Here is a 14,573-nt window from a genome sequence, read left to right as displayed (position 1 = left end):
TTACATTGACGTTAAGGTCCGAAGAGTATAGGTGACTTTGATAGCAAGTCTTCTACAGACATAGAAGCTATTTTAAAGAAGAGGTGGCTTAATTGCTAGAAAAAATTCATATTTTTCATACGAATGATTTGCATAGTCATTTTAAATATTGGCCACGAATGCAAAGTCATGTGAAAGAAATGCGTACTAGACTTACAAACATGGGAGAGACAAGCTATTTATTTGATATCGGCGATCATTTAGATCGTTCAAATATTTATACAGAAGCAACAGTTGGTAAGGGCAATGTGAAGTTATTAAATGAAGCGGGCTACGATGTTGTGACAATCGGTAATAATGAAGGTATAACATTGTCCCATGAGGAGCTGTATCATTTATATGATGGAGCAGCTTTTGACGTAGTAGTTGCTAATGTAAATGCTTCACATGGAACAAATCCAGCGTGGATGAAGCCGTATGTTATATTAACAACTGCTTATGGCACAAAGATTGCAGTTATTGCAGCAACGGCTATGTTTGAAATTTATTATAAGGAATTAAACTGGGAGATTGAAGAGGCACGAAACTCACTTATTCACTTGTCCTATCAGCTTCGTAAAGAAGTAGATATTATAGTCTGTTTGTCGCATTTAGGGATAACAGAGGATGAACTTTTAGCTGAGGAATGCCCAGAAATAGATGTTATATTCGGCTCACATACACATCATGTTCTCCCGAATGGAAAGCTGGTTAATGGCGTTTTATTAACTGGTGGGGGGAAATTTGGTCAATATACAGGCCAACTTGTGTTAGAATATGACAAAAGTATGAGGAAAATTGTTGAAAAAAAGGATTTCTTAATTCATAATAAAGATTTGCCTACGGTTAAAAATGAACATGAAATCGTTCAGTTTTTAGAAGATGAGGGCAAACGATTACTCGATAAGCCAGTATTCACTACAGAAAAATCGTACAACAAAGAATGGTTCCATTATTCGCAATTATCCGATTTGTTCGCGCGGGCTATTTTAGAGAAAAGTGGAGCGGATTGTGCGTTATTTAACGCGGGTATTTTTTTAGATGGTTTACCTAAGGGAACAGTGACGGCACTTGATTTGCATAGAATATTCCCACATCCTATAAATTTATGTACGATTGAATTATCGGTTGCTGAAATGAAAGAAATTTTCCAGCAATCTAAAAATGAAGAATGGCCTTATATTGAGCTAAAAGGATTAGGATTTAGAGGCGTAATCTTTGGGAAGATGTTAACGTATGGCTTTTCAATGAATGAAGATCGCCAATTACTGATCAATGGGAAGCTTGCAGATAACGATCGAATTTATAAATTAGTTACGCTTGATTTATTTACGTTTGGTTATTTTTATCCAAGCTTTAAATATGCTAAGAAAAAATATATTCTACCAGAATTTTTAAGAAATATTATGATAGATTATGGGCAAAGATTCTTTAAGCACTAATAGATAAAACGCTTTTAGAATGGATTGGGGAAAAGGTCATGCGGTTAATTTCAATCGATGTATTAAAAGAAGGAATGGTCTTAGCAAGAACCATTTGGAACGAGGCGGGACACCCTCTTTTAAAAAAAGATGTAGTTATTAATGAACGTATCATACAAAGACTTCAACAATTAAATACGCATTATTTGTATATTGACGATAAAATTTCTGAGGGTATTGAAGTAGAGGAAACAGTCCCAATTGTTGTTCGAAATAAAACGATTTCAACCATTAAAAATTCTTTCCAATCAATCGATGGTTTAAGTCCAGTAAATGCCTCTTATGTGCTTGACCAACAATCAAAGGCAATTCTCTCAATTGTAGATGAGTTACTATCGGTAGTTAGTGGCAATGATGAAATTTTAACAATACTAACAGATGCGTATTTATTTGATGAATATTTATATCAACACTCCTTTCAAGTCACTCTTTATTCGATAGCGATTGCTAAAGAGCTTGGTTACTCAGCCGAAGATTTACGTATAATTGGAATTGGCGCTTTGTTACATGACATAGGGAAGCTGATGGTACCAAAAGAGATTTTGACAAAACCTGGGCGCCTAACGTTTGACGAGTTTGAAACGATGAAGCAGCATACTCGATATGGGTTTGATTTGTTACGTAATTTACATTCCATATCATTGATTGTTGCACATTGTGCCTTCCAACATCACGAACGGATTGATGGGAGTGGCTATCCACGGGGTTTAGTTGATTTTGAAATCCATCCGTTTGCAAAAATTATTGGTGTAGCTGACGTCTTTGATGCAGTGACGACAAGCCGTGTATATCGTGAAAAAATGCTACCTTCTCAAGGCCTAGCAATTGTAGAAGCAGGCTCTGGAACTATATATGATGTACGTGTTGTCAATGCATTGAAAAAGTCTGTGGTCCATTATCCTAAAGGTGTTATTTTAAAATTATCTGACGGCCGTCGAGGTATCGTATCAAGACAAAATACATTGGATCCAGCAATGCCCTGGATTCGTATTTTTGAAGAGCAAAATCAAATATTAGCAGCTACATATGAAATTAATTTAGTGGACTACCCTAACCTAATCATTGAAAGTGTTGAAGCGGATTACGTTGTCCCATCGAAAATCGAATAAAAATCTCCTCCTGTTCATACGTTATGGAACAGGAGGAGATTTTTTTGTTTTTCCCTCGAAAAAGGATGAAATTACGATCATATAATCAGCATAGTAACTATAGAAAAAGGGGAAAAAAACGCTTGAATCGTATACCCCTTTTAATTGTAAGCGTTATTGTTGGTATTTTTTTATTTATTTATTTTTTGAATGAACGGCTTATGCCAACTTACTTAGAATATGCCGAAATACAAACGAATAAGATTGCATCCTATGTTGTAAGTAATGCCACATCAAATGTTTTAGATATTAATGATGTTCTTGTAGAAGTATCCCCTGGCAACAACTCTGATTTGAAAATTAATACTGAAGTAATTAATCGAGTTCGTGCCGAAACGGTAAAGCAAGTAAAAATGAATTTAGAGCAGGCTGAGGAAGGAGACTTGGCCAACTTACCAAATCTTGATAATGTTGAATACGATTTTAACAAGATAAAAGAAGGCAATGGAGTCGTTTTTTATGTACCTATTAGCCAGGCTGCTAATATCCCTTTACTCGGGAATTTAGGGCCTAAAATTCCGGTACGCTTTCACGTAGTTGGAAATGTGCATAGTGAAGTTACTTCTTCAATAACGGAGTATGGTATTAATAGTGCATTTGTTCAGGTAGGAATTCATTTAGAGGTAAATGTACAAATTATTGTCCCTTTTGCTAGTAAAACAGCTACAGTATCTCAGGATATTCCGGTGGCAATGGGTTTAACGAAGGGGCAAGTGCCAAATGTTTATTCAAGTGGTGATTCAGCAACACAGCCGTCCCTTGAAATACCAGTGCCTTTTAATGAATAGAAATGTTGCTGTGATAGTTGTTGGAGTTCATATATTATGTTACATTGACAACAGTGAAGATAGTTAATAGAAAAAATGCACATTTCTGATAGGGGCGATATCCGTATGACATCTTGTAAACCTACAAGTAAAGACAAAGAAGAATACTTAAGAAAGCCAGATTGGCTAAAAATTAAACTAAACACAAATGATGAATATAAAGGGCTAAAGAAGCTCATGCGAGAAAAAAATCTGCATACTGTATGTGAGGAAGCACGCTGTCCTAATATTCATGAATGCTGGGGTGAGCGCCGTACAGCAACAATGATGATTCTTGGATCTGTTTGTACACGTGCTTGTCGTTTCTGTGCTGTTAAAACAGGCTTACCAAATGAATTAGACTTAGCTGAGCCAGAACGCGTAGCAGATTCTGTTGCTATTATGAACTTAAAGCACGTTGTTATTACAATGGTTGCGCGTGATGATTTAAAGGATGGCGGTGCACAAGTATTAGCTGAAACCGTGCGTGCGATCCGTCGTAAAAGTCCGGCTACATCGGTTGAAGTGTTACCGTCTGATTTAGGGGGCGTGAAAGAGAACCTTCAATTATTAATGGATGCGAAGCCAGATATTTTAAATCATAATATTGAAACTGTGCGTCGCTTAACGCCAAGAGTACGTGCTCGTGCAAAATATGAGCGCTCATTAGAGTTTCTACGTTTGGCAAAAGAAATGCAGCCAGACATCCCTACGAAATCATCTTTAATGATAGGTTTAGGTGAAACAGAAGAAGAAATTCTAGAAGTTATGGATGATTTACGAGCAATTAACGTAGATATTATGACAATTGGTCAATACTTACAGCCGACGAAGAAGCATTTAGCTGTTAAAAAGTATTATTCACCAATAGAGTTTGGTAAACTTCGTAAAATCGCAATGGAAAAAGGATTTAAGCATTGTGAAGCAGGCCCACTTGTACGTAGTAGCTATCATGCTGATGAACAAGTAAACGAAGCAACAAAAGAACGTCAATTACAAACAGAACTGTAAAAACAAATGTTGAAATGGAAGGTGGTGTCACTTTGATTACTATTGAAGGATATGAATACGAGCTTATAAATGATTACCGAGAAGCTTTCGAAGAGGAAGTGTTCAAGGAACGCTACTCGGATATTTTAGCTAGATATGATTATATTGTGGGCGACTGGGGCTATAATCAATTGCGCTTAAAAGGCTTTTTTGACGATAAAAATCAGAAAGCCACTTTCGATACAAAGATTAGTACACTACAAGATTACCTATACGAGTATTGTAATTTTGGCTGTGCCTATTTCGTCTTGCGCAAAACCGGTAAATCCACTCAGCAGCCAGTAGCTGTAGTAAGTGAAGATAGTCAAGTGACAAAGCTTGCTGAGAATGAACAAATAGCAGAATAAACATTTAAAACCTGATGCAATTTGCATCAGGTTTTTACTTTGCAGTGATAGGTTTTTTATAAATTGGCAATAATAAAAATGTAGTTTATCAATATAGCGTGAGGTTGATTTCCGTTCCGACTGGGTGCTTTGTTGCTGACGCTACGCTTTCGCACAGAGCTTCCTGGGGGCGTCGGGGCAACAGGATGTTGGTCACGAAGGCGTTATCACAGGACGTGATGCTTTTAGCCTTCGTTCCTCTACCCGCTTCGCTGCAGGGTCTCGGGCCAACAGATGTCTTTTGCGCGAAAGCGTGAGTGCAACGTAGCGGCAACAGCAGGTTTTGGTTTTGTTTGTGCGAAAGCGCAGCGACAGCAACAGCAGGTTTTGGTTTTGTTTGTGCGAAAGCGCAGCGATAGCAACAACAGGTTTTGGTTTTGTTTGTGCGAAAGCGCAGCGACAGCAACAACAGGTTTTGGTTTTGTTTGTGCGAAAGCGCAGCGACAGCAACAGCAGGATGTTGGTCACGAAGGCGTTACACAGGATGTGATGCTTATAGTCTTCGTTCCTCTATATCGCTAATCCCAAAGGAGTCGCCCAGTCTCCGCTCCATATTATGGCATAGTTAAAAAGTAATATTCCTAATTTTTGGTGATGAATCAAAAGGGACGGAACGGATTTTAAAAATTATTCCTAGTTTTATATTAAAGGTGTGTGTTGTTTAGATGAAAAAAGCTGTATTTTTGGACCGTGATGGGGTCATTAATGAAGTATTAACGGATCGCGTTAAATTTGTAAATAAACCTAATGAACTCTATTTCCTACCGCATGTTCCGGAAGCAATAAAAAAATTGAATAAATACTTTGACTATATTTTTGTAGTAACTAATCAAGGTGGCGTTGGATTGGGGTTTATGAAAGAAACGCAGCTACAAAAAATACATGAGCATATGGTAAAAGAATTGAAGAAGGAAGGGGCCACTATTCACGAAGTCGTCTATTGTCCCCATAAACCAAAGTCGGGCTGTGCCTGTCGCAAGCCCAAGAGTAAATTAATCGTTGATCTTGGTGAAAAATACAATATAGACTTGGAAAAATCCTACATGGTTGGAGATACGGATACAGATATTATAGCAGGTAAACGAGCAGGAACTAAGGGAATATTTTTAGGTGCAAAAGATCCGCTGGCAGATGCGATTTTTCCAGATTTAATTAGTGCTGCTGAATGGATTATTAAGGATTCAACAGCATAAAGCTAGTGTTGTTGAGATAGAAAGAAAAAACGTATAAATCATTTGAAAGAGGATAATTTATTTATTGGAGGTGATTAATTTGACTAAAGAAAATAAAAAATCGTTAGATCGAGAAGAATATGGATTTGGCTTTGATATTAGTGTTGATGATTTAGGCGTAATTGGGCAAAATCAACAAGCCAAAAAACAAAACGACAATGAAAACAAAGACAAGCCTCGCAATAAGGATAATCCTGCTAAATTAAATAATGAAAAGTAGGCGCACAATACAATGCTCCTCGATTTAGATTTAAGATACTTACAAAAAAATTCCGCCAACCTTCTGTTGCAGCAGGTGCACAAAGTAGAAACCTATGTCCGCAGAAAAGCGGAATTTTTTTGTATTAAATTCTTAATTGCTATCATTGCAGGCACAAAAAAAACACCCGATTTGGAGGGTGTTAATTTAATAATTCACGCAAATATTCTCGTAGCTCGACGGTCTCTTCCTCTGTACGATTATAAACGTGTTCAAGATAGCCAGGCTCTTCTACATCATCTGGACCGATTATTGCAAAGCGCCCAAATTGGATGTCCATGACAAGCACTTTCCCAAAGAAACGACCCGATTGCAAAATGGCTAAATCATAACGTAACTTTTCCCCAGCAAAACTAACAAAGCGTGTTTTTGTATCTTCTACATCATCATATAAAAAAAAACGTTCCATCTTTTAATCTCCTTCCAGTCCTATAGATATGGTACTATAGAAGAGAAATGACTATCAACTTTTAAAGATTTTGAATGGGGGCTTTCCTTGTGTATTTTGTAGATCGTAATAAAATCACAAAAAATTTACAGTACTTAGATGGGCTATTAGCTATTTTAGAATCAGAAAATAGCTGGCTTGAAAACGATATTAAGGAATTAGCAATCGAGCGAATTGGTCACAATGTGATGGAGTCAATGATGGATGTTGGAAATTTAATGATTGATGGCTTCATTATGCGTGATCCAGGAAGCTATGAGGATATTATTGATATTTTAATCGATGAAAAGGTCGTATCTACTGAAATGGAAGAACCATTAAAAGCAGTAGTTGGCTTACGTAAAATGCTTGTTCGTGAATTTACAGATGTAGATGTTCAGGAAGTTGTGAATGTATTAACAGCTACTTTACCAGCATTAAAACAATTCTCACCAGCTGTGAATAGTTATTTAACAAATGAACTTGGCCCTGTTTCAGCATTTTTACCAGAGGATCATCAATGAAAACCTACAAGGCCTATTGCTTTGATTTAGATGGGACAGTGTACCGTGGAAAGGACGGAATTCCTTCTGCGATAACTTTTATACATCAGTTACAACAAGCTGGAATTGAGCCATTTTACGTAACAAACAATTCTTCTAAGACAAGGGAGCAGCTGCAGGAAGCTTTAAACGCTATAGGTGTGAATGCACCGTTAGATCATATTTACTCTAGTGCATTAGTTACAGCGAAATATGTAGCCTTGAATTTCCCTGGCAAAAAAGTAGCCATGTTAGGTTCTGATGGTATTCGTAAAGCGTTATTTAATGAAGGCATTGAACCTACCGAGGATGAGCCAGAGGTATTTGTTATGGGAATTGATCGAAATCTAGATTATATGGCACTTGCGAAGGCAACGATTGCTGTGCAAAATGGGGCAACGTTTATAGCTACGAATCAAGATATTAAATTCCCAACAGAACATGGATTTCTCCCTGGTAATGGGTCATTTGCCCGATTAGTAGGTGAGGTTGCAGACGTTGAGCCACTCTATATCGGTAAACCATCTCCTGCAATGCTTGAAGTCATTGCAACAGAGCATAGCTTTATGAAAGATGAAATGGTGATGATTGGCGATAATTACGACACAGATATTATGTGTGGGATTCGTTTTGGCTGTGACACAATCCATGTAAATACAGGTGTTACACCTTCAAAGGTTGTACTTGAGAAGGAACAGCAACCTACTTATGTGGTAGAAGCATTAATTTAACTTCTTTCATCCGAAGTCTCACTAGGTGTGAGATGAATTCGGGTTTATAGTTACTTTTCAATTGCTGTCTAAATATCCGTATAAAAAGTTCAAACATAAAAAAAGGATGCTTATGTCGATTTTTTTGGCATAACATCCTTTTTATATGTTCAAATTGAATAGTAAGCGTTTCAACATTATATCAATGAGGTATTAAGCCTTCATTACCATAATGGATTTTCTTCGATAAATTGATAAATGGCATTCGTCAACTCTTCAGGAGAACCAGCTTCAACTAATTCACCATTGACGATTGCATAAAATGATTCTGAACATTTTGTACAGTAACTAAGGCAGCCATATTCCAAAACATCGATGTTCGGATCGCGTTCTAGTACTTCATATGTTTTTTGAGAGCCATTCGCTAAATTACTTATACAAAATTCAACCATTGGATTCATACGTGTCACCTCACCAAGGTAATGCTACTCGCTTTTAAAACATTCGTCAATAATTTGAGTTGGCCGTGAGATAAAAGCCGATATTCAGTGTTAAAGCAGGATGCATACAAAATGATGACTCGCTACAGTGTTAAACTATCTTTGCAAAAGTGATGAAAGGGATGTAATCATTCAAAAGCCGTTCGAAAAAGGCAAGTTATCATTTATTTTGTGAAATCTTTCACAAAATTGCATTATGATATTGTGAAACTTCTCACAATCGGTTATACTCATTTGTGGATACTTTGTGAACAATTAATATAAGAGATATAAAAGGAGACTATTATGGGAAAATTAGTACTTTTAGGTGGCGGCTACGGCAATATGCGTGTCATGCTTCGACTATTACCAAACCTTCCATTAGATAAAGAAGTTGTAATAGTAGACAGAGCCCCTTTCCATAGTTTAAAAACAGAATTTTACGCATTAGCAGCAGGGACTGCAACAGATAAAGAAGTTCGTGTATGCTTCCCGGAGCATGAACGTTTAAAAGCTGTATACGGAGAAGTTGTTGAAATTAATCGTGCGGAAAAAGTAGTCATTTTAGAAGATGGACAACGTATTGAATATGATGATTTAGTAGTTGGTCTTGGCTGTGAGGATAAATATCATGGTGTACCAGGTGCAGAGGAGTACACATATAGCATTCAGACAATGGCGAAATCACGTTCAACATTCCAAGCACTTTGTGGTTTACCAGCAGGCTCTTCAGTCGGAATTGTAGGAGCGGGTTTAAGTGGTATTGAGCTTGCAAGTGAGCTACGTGAAAGCCGTTCAGATTTAAAAATAAAGCTATTCGACCGCGGTCCACGTATACTAAAGGACTTCCCAGAAAAGCTAAGTAAATATGTAAAAGACTGGTTCGTAAAGAATGATGTTGAAGTGATTGCCAATTCAAATATTACAAAAATCGAACAAGGTAAAATTTACAATCACGATGAAGAAATTGCACTCGATACTGTAGTATGGACTGCTGGTGTACAGCCAGTCAAAATTGTTCGTGATTTGGAAGTTGAGAAAGATAAACAAGGTCGTCCTCTTGTAACACAATATTTCAATCTTCTTGATGACGAGCATGTATATATTGTAGGTGACTGTGCTGCTTCAGAATTACCTCCAACTGCGCAGTTAGCAGAGGAACAAGCAGAACAAATCGTAAAAGTACTTCGCATGCGTTGGAAAGGCGAAAGCTTACCTGAAAAAATGCCTGATATCAAGTTAAAAGGTTTCATGGGAGCGCTTGGTAAAAAACAAGGCTTTGTTTATTTAGCAGATACAACAGTAACAGGACGTATCGCACGCTTAATGAAATCAGGACTATTATGGTATTATAAACGTCAAAATGATTAAATTAAAAAGGGATTGCTTCGAAATTTACTTCGAAACAATCCCTTATTTTTTTATCAATTATGCCTCGACGTAACTGCCGCTGTCGCTACGCTTGCGCGCACATAAACAATACGGCCAGAATCGGCTTTGTGCTTAGATTAAACAGTTTCATCAGGCGTGAAACCCAGCTTTTCAAGTGCAGTAAATACAGGCTTTAATTGCACATAGCCCTCACCCACTACTTCATTGTTTATAAGGACAAGCGGATAAAAAAATTCATCTTCTTGAATGCGTGCAGCATAATCTTGATCGCGCTCATTCTCAATTGGTCCTTCAATATCGATATAGCGAATATCATATCCTTGGTTTGGATATTTTCGACCTATGGCTGCTTGTAACCATTCATATGTATCTTTTGAAGATGGTGCATTAACACAACTGGCGCAAATTACCTCTGTTCCGTAAATTTCAATCTGTGGTTTCGTTTGACTCATAGCATTTCCACTCCTCGTGATTCAATATTGGATTTTTTCTGTTGCTAACATTATAATCATTATAAGGAAAGGAGTCGAGACAAATGGCAGAAGCAACAATTAACGATCAAGTTCAAGAGGTATTAGATAAATTACGCCCATTCTTACTACGTGACGGTGGAGACTGTGAATTAGTAGATGTAGAAGACGGCATTGTAAAATTACGTTTACTAGGTGCATGTGGTAGTTGCCCAAGTTCAACAATCACACTTAAAGCTGGTATCGAACGCGCATTATTAGAAGAAGTACCAGGTATTATTGAAGTAGAGCAAGTATTCTAAAACGACTAAAAAAGTTCTAGCTGATTCATTCACGCTAGAACTTTTTTTCTTATACTTGGCGAGCTTGTTCTTTTTCTTCTCGAATAATCGCCCATTGTTCCTTAGCCATATCAATGATCTTCGCTTCTCCACCGATATTTTGCTTTTCAATGACCTTTGAGAAAAAGCGAGTAGCATTTTCTAAATCACCGATGCGTCGTGATAGTTCTGCGATCATATACATAATTCGTACATCTGACATTTGAGTAGAGCTGTAATCCTCAGTTGAATAAGAATCCATATAGTAATCTCGGGCCATTGTCATAAAACGCTGCTCTTGGCCTTCGTTTTTTAGTGAACGATATAGCCATGCAAGACGTAATGTAAGCCCGGCTATAGCAACAAATTTCTCTTTTTTAATCGTACCGCAAAGGAACGCTAATTTATAAGCTTGTATCGCTTGGAATACAGTACGTTCTCCCTTAAAATCATGGTGTACCCATTTTTCTGTAATTTGTGTGCGAATTTCATCTTGCGTGCCGGGGGCAAAATATTTTGAAAAGTCTTCTGTAAATGAAAATCCACAATGTTCACAAACAAATACATTATAATAAAGGGCATTTACACCGTCTGCATAAATTGGTTGAAAGTCTGTTTCTGTATGATCTACTTTAATGAATTTAGAGCGTACTTTTAATGTAGGAAATTCTTTTTTGCAATGAAGACATTGGGTTTTTTTTTCGTAATAAGGTGAAATCTCCATATTTGATACCTCTTTCATCGAGTCATTACAACTATTATACCAATGTTAATTTTATAAACATGAATATAAATTACTATTAATGTGAAAAATATTAGAATTTTTACTAATATCAGCTTTGTCATATTAATGTGAGGCTGATTTCTGTTCCGACTGTGCACTTTCCTGGGAGCGTCTTAGAAAAGTGACATGGAGTTATACAGCCACCACTCCAATCAAAGCTGAATATTTGTCATACAATAGTCAAAATTGATATGATAATAAGTAAGAAGGAAGGTGATTGGGATGACAAGTTTAAAGCAAGTAATTGAAATTACTGAAGCAGCTGTCTTTCATATTAATGAAATGATGGAGCACAATGAAGAGCAAGGAGCGTTTTTACGTGTAGTTGTTAATGGTGGCGGATGCAGTGGTCTATCATACGGCATGCATTTTGATCAAGAGAAAAAAGAAGAAGATTTTGAAGATGTACAACATGGTTTAACAATTCTTGTTTCCCGTGAAGATGCGCCGATTATAATGGGGACAAAAATTGATTATAAACAATCGCTAATGGGCGGTGGCTTCACGATCGATAATCCAAATGCTATAGCATCATGTGGCTGTGGCACGTCTTTCAAAACAGCAAAACGTGAAGGTACACCTGAAATTTGTGATTAAAAAGTAAATGTTTAAATGCTGAAGTAGGATAGTAAATAACGGTTAGAAATGATTCGTACACAATCCTTAAAATGTGTAAACACAACCTTAAAAAGACTGATTTAGGGTTAAAGATACCGAGCCTTTTTGATTTGTATGTTGCTAAAACATAACGAATTAAGGAGGCTTTTTTTATGGTTTAAGAGATTCAACTTTACCGTAGGGAAAATAATGATAAGGTCTAATTCACTTTTCATTGGAGTGAGATTAATTTTTCAACGAGCCTTCAATCGTTTTAGGGCGTAACAAAAGGACTTGCAAATCTGAAAGTTAATTATCAATGCAAGTCCAATTCTGAAAGATCCAGTTAGTTCAATCATATTTCTTTTTTTTTCGTTGAGAATGGTAAATCAGCTAAAACAAAAATGAATGATATAAATGATGGTTTAAGTACAATATTGTAAAAAGTTATTTTTGATGGTTCTTTTATATAGTAAAAAATAAAGGTACAACTACTAATTAGAATGAAATGAATTATAAGAAAAAAGTATCTCTTTCTTTTAGCCATCTTATTTAACCTTATAAAATTAATTATTGTTACGGTTACTATATAAATAATGAATAAAACAAGAAAAATTAAATAATACAATATAAACTTAGCTGCAAATACACTTCCAATATCCTTATACGCAATAAATAAAGAAATGATCATACCTACAAAAACAACCATATATATAATGCTTGTAAAAATGCTTTTCTTCAATTAATTGATACCTCGAAATTCTTATGTATTACAACTATTTTCTCAAAAATTTGGAAGTCTGTTAACTGGTAAAATAATGTAATTGATATTACCTTATCATTTGCCACAGGCTATTCTATGTTCATTGATTCATATAAAAAATTCATACAAATGAATGGTACAAGGGAAGCCAATACAATCAAGAAAGATAACGATTTTTGATGGAGCAGAACCTTTTTACATTTCTTTTTAAATGAAAAATAAGGCCACGATATTTCTAAATCGTGGCCCTATTAATGTACCAATATCTCACTGCTAATGAAGCTGTGTTAGTACATAATCATAAATTTCATCTGAGGATTTATTAAGAGCTAATGAGAACTCTGAAAAAATGTTCTCTTGTAAAGATTGCAGTAATTTCTCTTCTTGGTTAGGGAATTTTTTTTCGCTTTCACTATATTCAATCTTTTTTCGTAACAATGTGTTTAAAAGGTTTGCTTGTTTTTGGCGATTACCGGATTTAAATATTTCTAGATAAAATCTAGATCGATGAGTGTTTTGTTCAATCCATTCTACGCCAGGAGATGTGAATGAATGTAAAATATTGAGTGCTTCTTCTTTTTTAATAATGTCTCTAAGGTGTTTTTTTGAATTGTCAATAGGGGTACGAATGACTAATTGTGGTTCATTTAGTGGTTGTAAAACGTAATATGTTTTTGTAATGTCGTTAAAGGTTTGTTCACAAATATCTTCAATAGAACAAAGTCCATGTGATGAATAAATGACTACATCGCCAACATTGTACATGTATATTCCCTCCAACAAACTATATTGTCAACTTAGTTGACTAAATTAATTGTAAGCAATTATAAGAATTTTGTCAACTTGATTGACGATTGCGGTTGTTTTTTTGTATATTAGTAACGAAAAATAGGGAATGAAGGTGAACCAGTTGAAGGACGAATTGCAGAATCGAGATGTAATTGACTTGTTGAGCGAACGTCACGAACTACTTCGACGACTTGCTGAAGAGAAGTGGAATAAGCATCATAATATTTATATTTCTAACTCTGAATGGTGTATTTTAGGGATAATTTATAAAAAACAATTTATGATTTCAGACGTTGCTAAGGGTGTTGAATTTACAAGACAAGCAACCCATAAATTTATAAAAAGTTTGGAAGCAAAAGGATTAGTGAAGGTTACTGATGTCGAACATAGTAAAAAACATAAAGCAATTCGTATGACTGAATTTGGTCAAGAATGTTTTGAAAAGAACGAATGTTATAAAGCTGATATTGAACAGCAGCTAATTAATACTATAGGAGTAGACCAAGTAAACAATTTAAAAAATATATTAAAACTTAATTGGGATATGGAGCAGCTGGAAGCGTAAATATTCGTAGTTTAGGTATGGAAAATGTTTGGAACATATCTTATAACATAATAAGGTTAGGCGACTATTTAGCAGGTAGATGCATAGAAAAATTTCACAAGCCACTTTCGTTCTACTCGAAAGTGGCTTCTTTTTAACTTCTTTCAGCAGGTGTCCACACACCTGTACCTATTTCATACTCATAAATGACTTCATTAATATCCTGCCATTCATATGTAGTTTTATGGAGATATTCTTTGAAAACAATTTGTGTATTCTGTATAGCGATATAACTTAAAAGAGAAAAATAGTCTAAAATCAGACCGCTCACAATTGTTATAATCGTAATCAAATAGGTATATTTTTTCTTTTGAAA

At 35.8% G+C, this 14,573-nt stretch carries 20 protein-coding genes; 14 read left to right on the top strand and 6 right to left on the bottom strand.

The features are described 5' to 3' along the window. Window positions 1–92: 92 nt before the first annotated feature. The 8 genes from ABNX05_RS20190 (at window position 93) to ABNX05_RS20155 (ending at window position 6,341) form a co-directional block, all read left to right on the top strand. Window positions 93–1,460, top strand: coding sequence for a bifunctional metallophosphatase/5'-nucleotidase (locus tag ABNX05_RS20190; protein ID WP_349661345.1), 1,368 nt, complete (start codon window positions 93–95; stop codon window positions 1,458–1,460). A gap of 38 nt (window positions 1,461–1,498) precedes the next feature. After that, the gene (locus tag ABNX05_RS20185; RefSeq protein ID WP_349661344.1) at window positions 1,499–2,608 is read left to right on the top strand and encodes an HD-GYP domain-containing protein; all 1,110 of its coding nucleotides are present in this window, start codon (window positions 1,499–1,501) and stop codon (window positions 2,606–2,608) included. 23 nt (window positions 2,609–2,631) lie between these two features. Continuing rightward, a complete protein-coding gene (gene yunB, locus ABNX05_RS20180) occupies window positions 2,632–3,435 on the top strand; it encodes a sporulation protein YunB (RefSeq protein WP_349661343.1) in 804 nt (267 codons plus the stop codon). A 105-nt stretch (window positions 3,436–3,540) separates the two neighbouring features. Next, window positions 3,541–4,464 (top strand): lipoyl synthase, encoded by a 924-nt coding sequence (gene lipA / locus ABNX05_RS20175; RefSeq protein ID WP_197143327.1) that lies wholly within the window; start codon window positions 3,541–3,543, stop codon window positions 4,462–4,464. Window positions 4,465–4,496: 32 nt separating this feature from the next. Next, complete coding sequence (locus ABNX05_RS20170) at window positions 4,497–4,850, top strand: YutD family protein (protein WP_349661342.1); 354 nt, start codon at window positions 4,497–4,499, stop codon at window positions 4,848–4,850. 420 nt (window positions 4,851–5,270) lie between these two features. Next, window positions 5,271–5,411: a hypothetical protein gene (locus ABNX05_RS20165; RefSeq protein WP_349661341.1), complete on the top strand. Its 141-nt coding sequence runs from the start codon at window positions 5,271–5,273 to the stop codon at window positions 5,409–5,411. A 143-nt stretch (window positions 5,412–5,554) separates the two neighbouring features. Then, window positions 5,555–6,082 carry a D-glycero-alpha-D-manno-heptose-1,7-bisphosphate 7-phosphatase gene (locus ABNX05_RS20160; RefSeq protein ID WP_349661340.1) on the top strand — a complete coding sequence of 176 codons (528 nt, stop codon included), beginning with the start codon at window positions 5,555–5,557 and terminating at the stop codon, window positions 6,080–6,082. A gap of 64 nt (window positions 6,083–6,146) precedes the next feature. Further along, the gene (locus ABNX05_RS20155; protein ID WP_142510565.1) at window positions 6,147–6,341 is read left to right on the top strand and encodes a hypothetical protein; all 195 of its coding nucleotides are present in this window, start codon (window positions 6,147–6,149) and stop codon (window positions 6,339–6,341) included. A 181-nt stretch (window positions 6,342–6,522) separates the two neighbouring features. Here the strand turns inward: ABNX05_RS20155 and ABNX05_RS20150 are convergent, their stop codons facing one another. Then, entirely contained in the window at window positions 6,523–6,789 is a 267-nt protein-coding gene (locus tag ABNX05_RS20150) for a DUF3055 domain-containing protein (protein ID WP_079561497.1), read from the bottom strand. Between the two features lie 89 nt (window positions 6,790–6,878). Between ABNX05_RS20150 and ABNX05_RS20145 the strand changes: the two genes are divergently transcribed. Then, on the top strand, window positions 6,879–7,331 hold the full coding sequence (locus tag ABNX05_RS20145) for a DUF86 domain-containing protein (protein WP_349661339.1): 453 nt from the start codon (window positions 6,879–6,881) through the stop codon (window positions 7,329–7,331). Continuing rightward, window positions 7,328–8,080 (top strand): TIGR01457 family HAD-type hydrolase, encoded by a 753-nt coding sequence (locus ABNX05_RS20140; protein WP_349661338.1) that lies wholly within the window; start codon window positions 7,328–7,330, stop codon window positions 8,078–8,080. Before ABNX05_RS20145 ends, ABNX05_RS20140 begins: the two co-directional genes overlap by 4 nt. A 203-nt stretch (window positions 8,081–8,283) precedes the next feature. On the opposite strand, the gene ABNX05_RS20135 is transcribed toward ABNX05_RS20140, so the two are convergent. Beyond that, a complete protein-coding gene (locus ABNX05_RS20135) occupies window positions 8,284–8,520 on the bottom strand; it encodes a YuzB family protein (protein ID WP_079561500.1) in 237 nt (78 codons plus the stop codon). Between the two features lie 324 nt (window positions 8,521–8,844). On the opposite strand from ABNX05_RS20135, the gene ABNX05_RS20130 reads away from it, so the two are divergent. Continuing rightward, window positions 8,845–9,909: an NAD(P)/FAD-dependent oxidoreductase gene (locus tag ABNX05_RS20130; protein WP_349661337.1), complete on the top strand. Its 1,065-nt coding sequence runs from the start codon at window positions 8,845–8,847 to the stop codon at window positions 9,907–9,909. 137 nt (window positions 9,910–10,046) lie between these two features. Here ABNX05_RS20130 and ABNX05_RS20125 read toward each other — a convergent pair whose 3' ends face one another. Next, window positions 10,047–10,382: a YuzD family protein gene (locus tag ABNX05_RS20125; protein ID WP_349661336.1), complete on the bottom strand. Its 336-nt coding sequence runs from the start codon at window positions 10,380–10,382 to the stop codon at window positions 10,047–10,049. A gap of 83 nt (window positions 10,383–10,465) precedes the next feature. On the opposite strand from ABNX05_RS20125, the gene ABNX05_RS20120 reads away from it, so the two are divergent. Continuing rightward, the gene (locus tag ABNX05_RS20120; protein ID WP_010857481.1) at window positions 10,466–10,702 is read left to right on the top strand and encodes a NifU family protein; all 237 of its coding nucleotides are present in this window, start codon (window positions 10,466–10,468) and stop codon (window positions 10,700–10,702) included. Between the two features lie 49 nt (window positions 10,703–10,751). Here the strand turns inward: ABNX05_RS20120 and ABNX05_RS20115 are convergent, their stop codons facing one another. Then, a complete protein-coding gene (locus ABNX05_RS20115; RefSeq protein ID WP_349661335.1) occupies window positions 10,752–11,444 on the bottom strand; it encodes a DUF2225 domain-containing protein in 693 nt (230 codons plus the stop codon). 282 nt (window positions 11,445–11,726) lie between these two features. Here ABNX05_RS20115 and ABNX05_RS20110 point away from each other — a divergent pair, with 282 nt between their 5' ends. Further along, window positions 11,727–12,101 carry a HesB/IscA family protein gene (locus tag ABNX05_RS20110; protein WP_349661334.1) on the top strand — a complete coding sequence of 125 codons (375 nt, stop codon included), beginning with the start codon at window positions 11,727–11,729 and terminating at the stop codon, window positions 12,099–12,101. Window positions 12,102–13,137: 1,036 nt separating this feature from the next. Here ABNX05_RS20110 and ABNX05_RS20105 read toward each other — a convergent pair. Further along, window positions 13,138–13,629: a CarD family transcriptional regulator gene (locus tag ABNX05_RS20105; protein WP_349661333.1), complete on the bottom strand. Its 492-nt coding sequence runs from the start codon at window positions 13,627–13,629 to the stop codon at window positions 13,138–13,140. 130 nt (window positions 13,630–13,759) lie between these two features. Here ABNX05_RS20105 and ABNX05_RS20100 point away from each other — a divergent pair, with 130 nt between their 5' ends. Continuing rightward, window positions 13,760–14,218 (top strand): MarR family winged helix-turn-helix transcriptional regulator, encoded by a 459-nt coding sequence (locus ABNX05_RS20100; protein ID WP_349661332.1) that lies wholly within the window; start codon window positions 13,760–13,762, stop codon window positions 14,216–14,218. Between the two features lie 133 nt (window positions 14,219–14,351). Here the strand turns inward: ABNX05_RS20100 and ABNX05_RS20095 are convergent, their stop codons facing one another. Next, the gene (locus ABNX05_RS20095; RefSeq protein WP_349661331.1) at window positions 14,352–14,549 is read right to left on the bottom strand and encodes a hypothetical protein; all 198 of its coding nucleotides are present in this window, start codon (window positions 14,547–14,549) and stop codon (window positions 14,352–14,354) included. Between the last annotated feature and the right edge of the window lie 24 nt (window positions 14,550–14,573).

The sequence above is a fragment of the Lysinibacillus zambalensis genome (genome assembly GCF_040183165.1).
Classification (GTDB): Bacteria; Bacillota; Bacilli; order Bacillales_A; family Planococcaceae; genus Lysinibacillus; species Lysinibacillus zambalensis.
Note: the sequence above shows the minus strand (reverse complement) of the source record. Positions and strands in the feature narration are given on the sequence as shown.

Bases quoted from the DNA above. Each gene is read 5' to 3' on its own strand.
- ABNX05_RS20185 (WP_349661344.1), top strand. From the start codon at position 1,499: ATGCGGTTAATTTCAATCGATGTATTAAAAGAAGGAATGGTCTTAGCA.
- yunB (WP_349661343.1), top strand. From the start codon at position 2,632: ATGGAACAGGAGGAGATTTTTTTGTTTTTCCCTCGAAAAAGGATGAAA.
- lipA (WP_197143327.1), top strand. From the start codon at position 3,541: ATGACATCTTGTAAACCTACAAGTAAAGACAAAGAAGAATACTTAAGA.
- ABNX05_RS20160 (WP_349661340.1), top strand. From the start codon at position 5,555: ATGAAAAAAGCTGTATTTTTGGACCGTGATGGGGTCATTAATGAAGTA.
- ABNX05_RS20150 (WP_079561497.1), bottom strand. From the start codon at position 6,789: ATGGAACGTTTTTTTTTATATGATGATGTAGAAGATACAAAAACACGC.
- ABNX05_RS20140 (WP_349661338.1), top strand. From the start codon at position 7,328: ATGAAAACCTACAAGGCCTATTGCTTTGATTTAGATGGGACAGTGTAC.
- ABNX05_RS20135 (WP_079561500.1), bottom strand. From the start codon at position 8,520: ATGAATCCAATGGTTGAATTTTGTATAAGTAATTTAGCGAATGGCTCT.
- ABNX05_RS20130 (WP_349661337.1), top strand. From the start codon at position 8,845: ATGGGAAAATTAGTACTTTTAGGTGGCGGCTACGGCAATATGCGTGTC.
- ABNX05_RS20125 (WP_349661336.1), bottom strand. From the start codon at position 10,382: ATGAGTCAAACGAAACCACAGATTGAAATTTACGGAACAGAGGTAATT.
- ABNX05_RS20120 (WP_010857481.1), top strand. From the start codon at position 10,466: ATGGCAGAAGCAACAATTAACGATCAAGTTCAAGAGGTATTAGATAAA.
- ABNX05_RS20115 (WP_349661335.1), bottom strand. From the start codon at position 11,444: ATGGAGATTTCACCTTATTACGAAAAAAAAACCCAATGTCTTCATTGC.
- ABNX05_RS20110 (WP_349661334.1), top strand. From the start codon at position 11,727: ATGACAAGTTTAAAGCAAGTAATTGAAATTACTGAAGCAGCTGTCTTT.
- ABNX05_RS20105 (WP_349661333.1), bottom strand. From the start codon at position 13,629: ATGTACAATGTTGGCGATGTAGTCATTTATTCATCACATGGACTTTGT.
- ABNX05_RS20100 (WP_349661332.1), top strand. From the start codon at position 13,760: ATGAAGGTGAACCAGTTGAAGGACGAATTGCAGAATCGAGATGTAATT.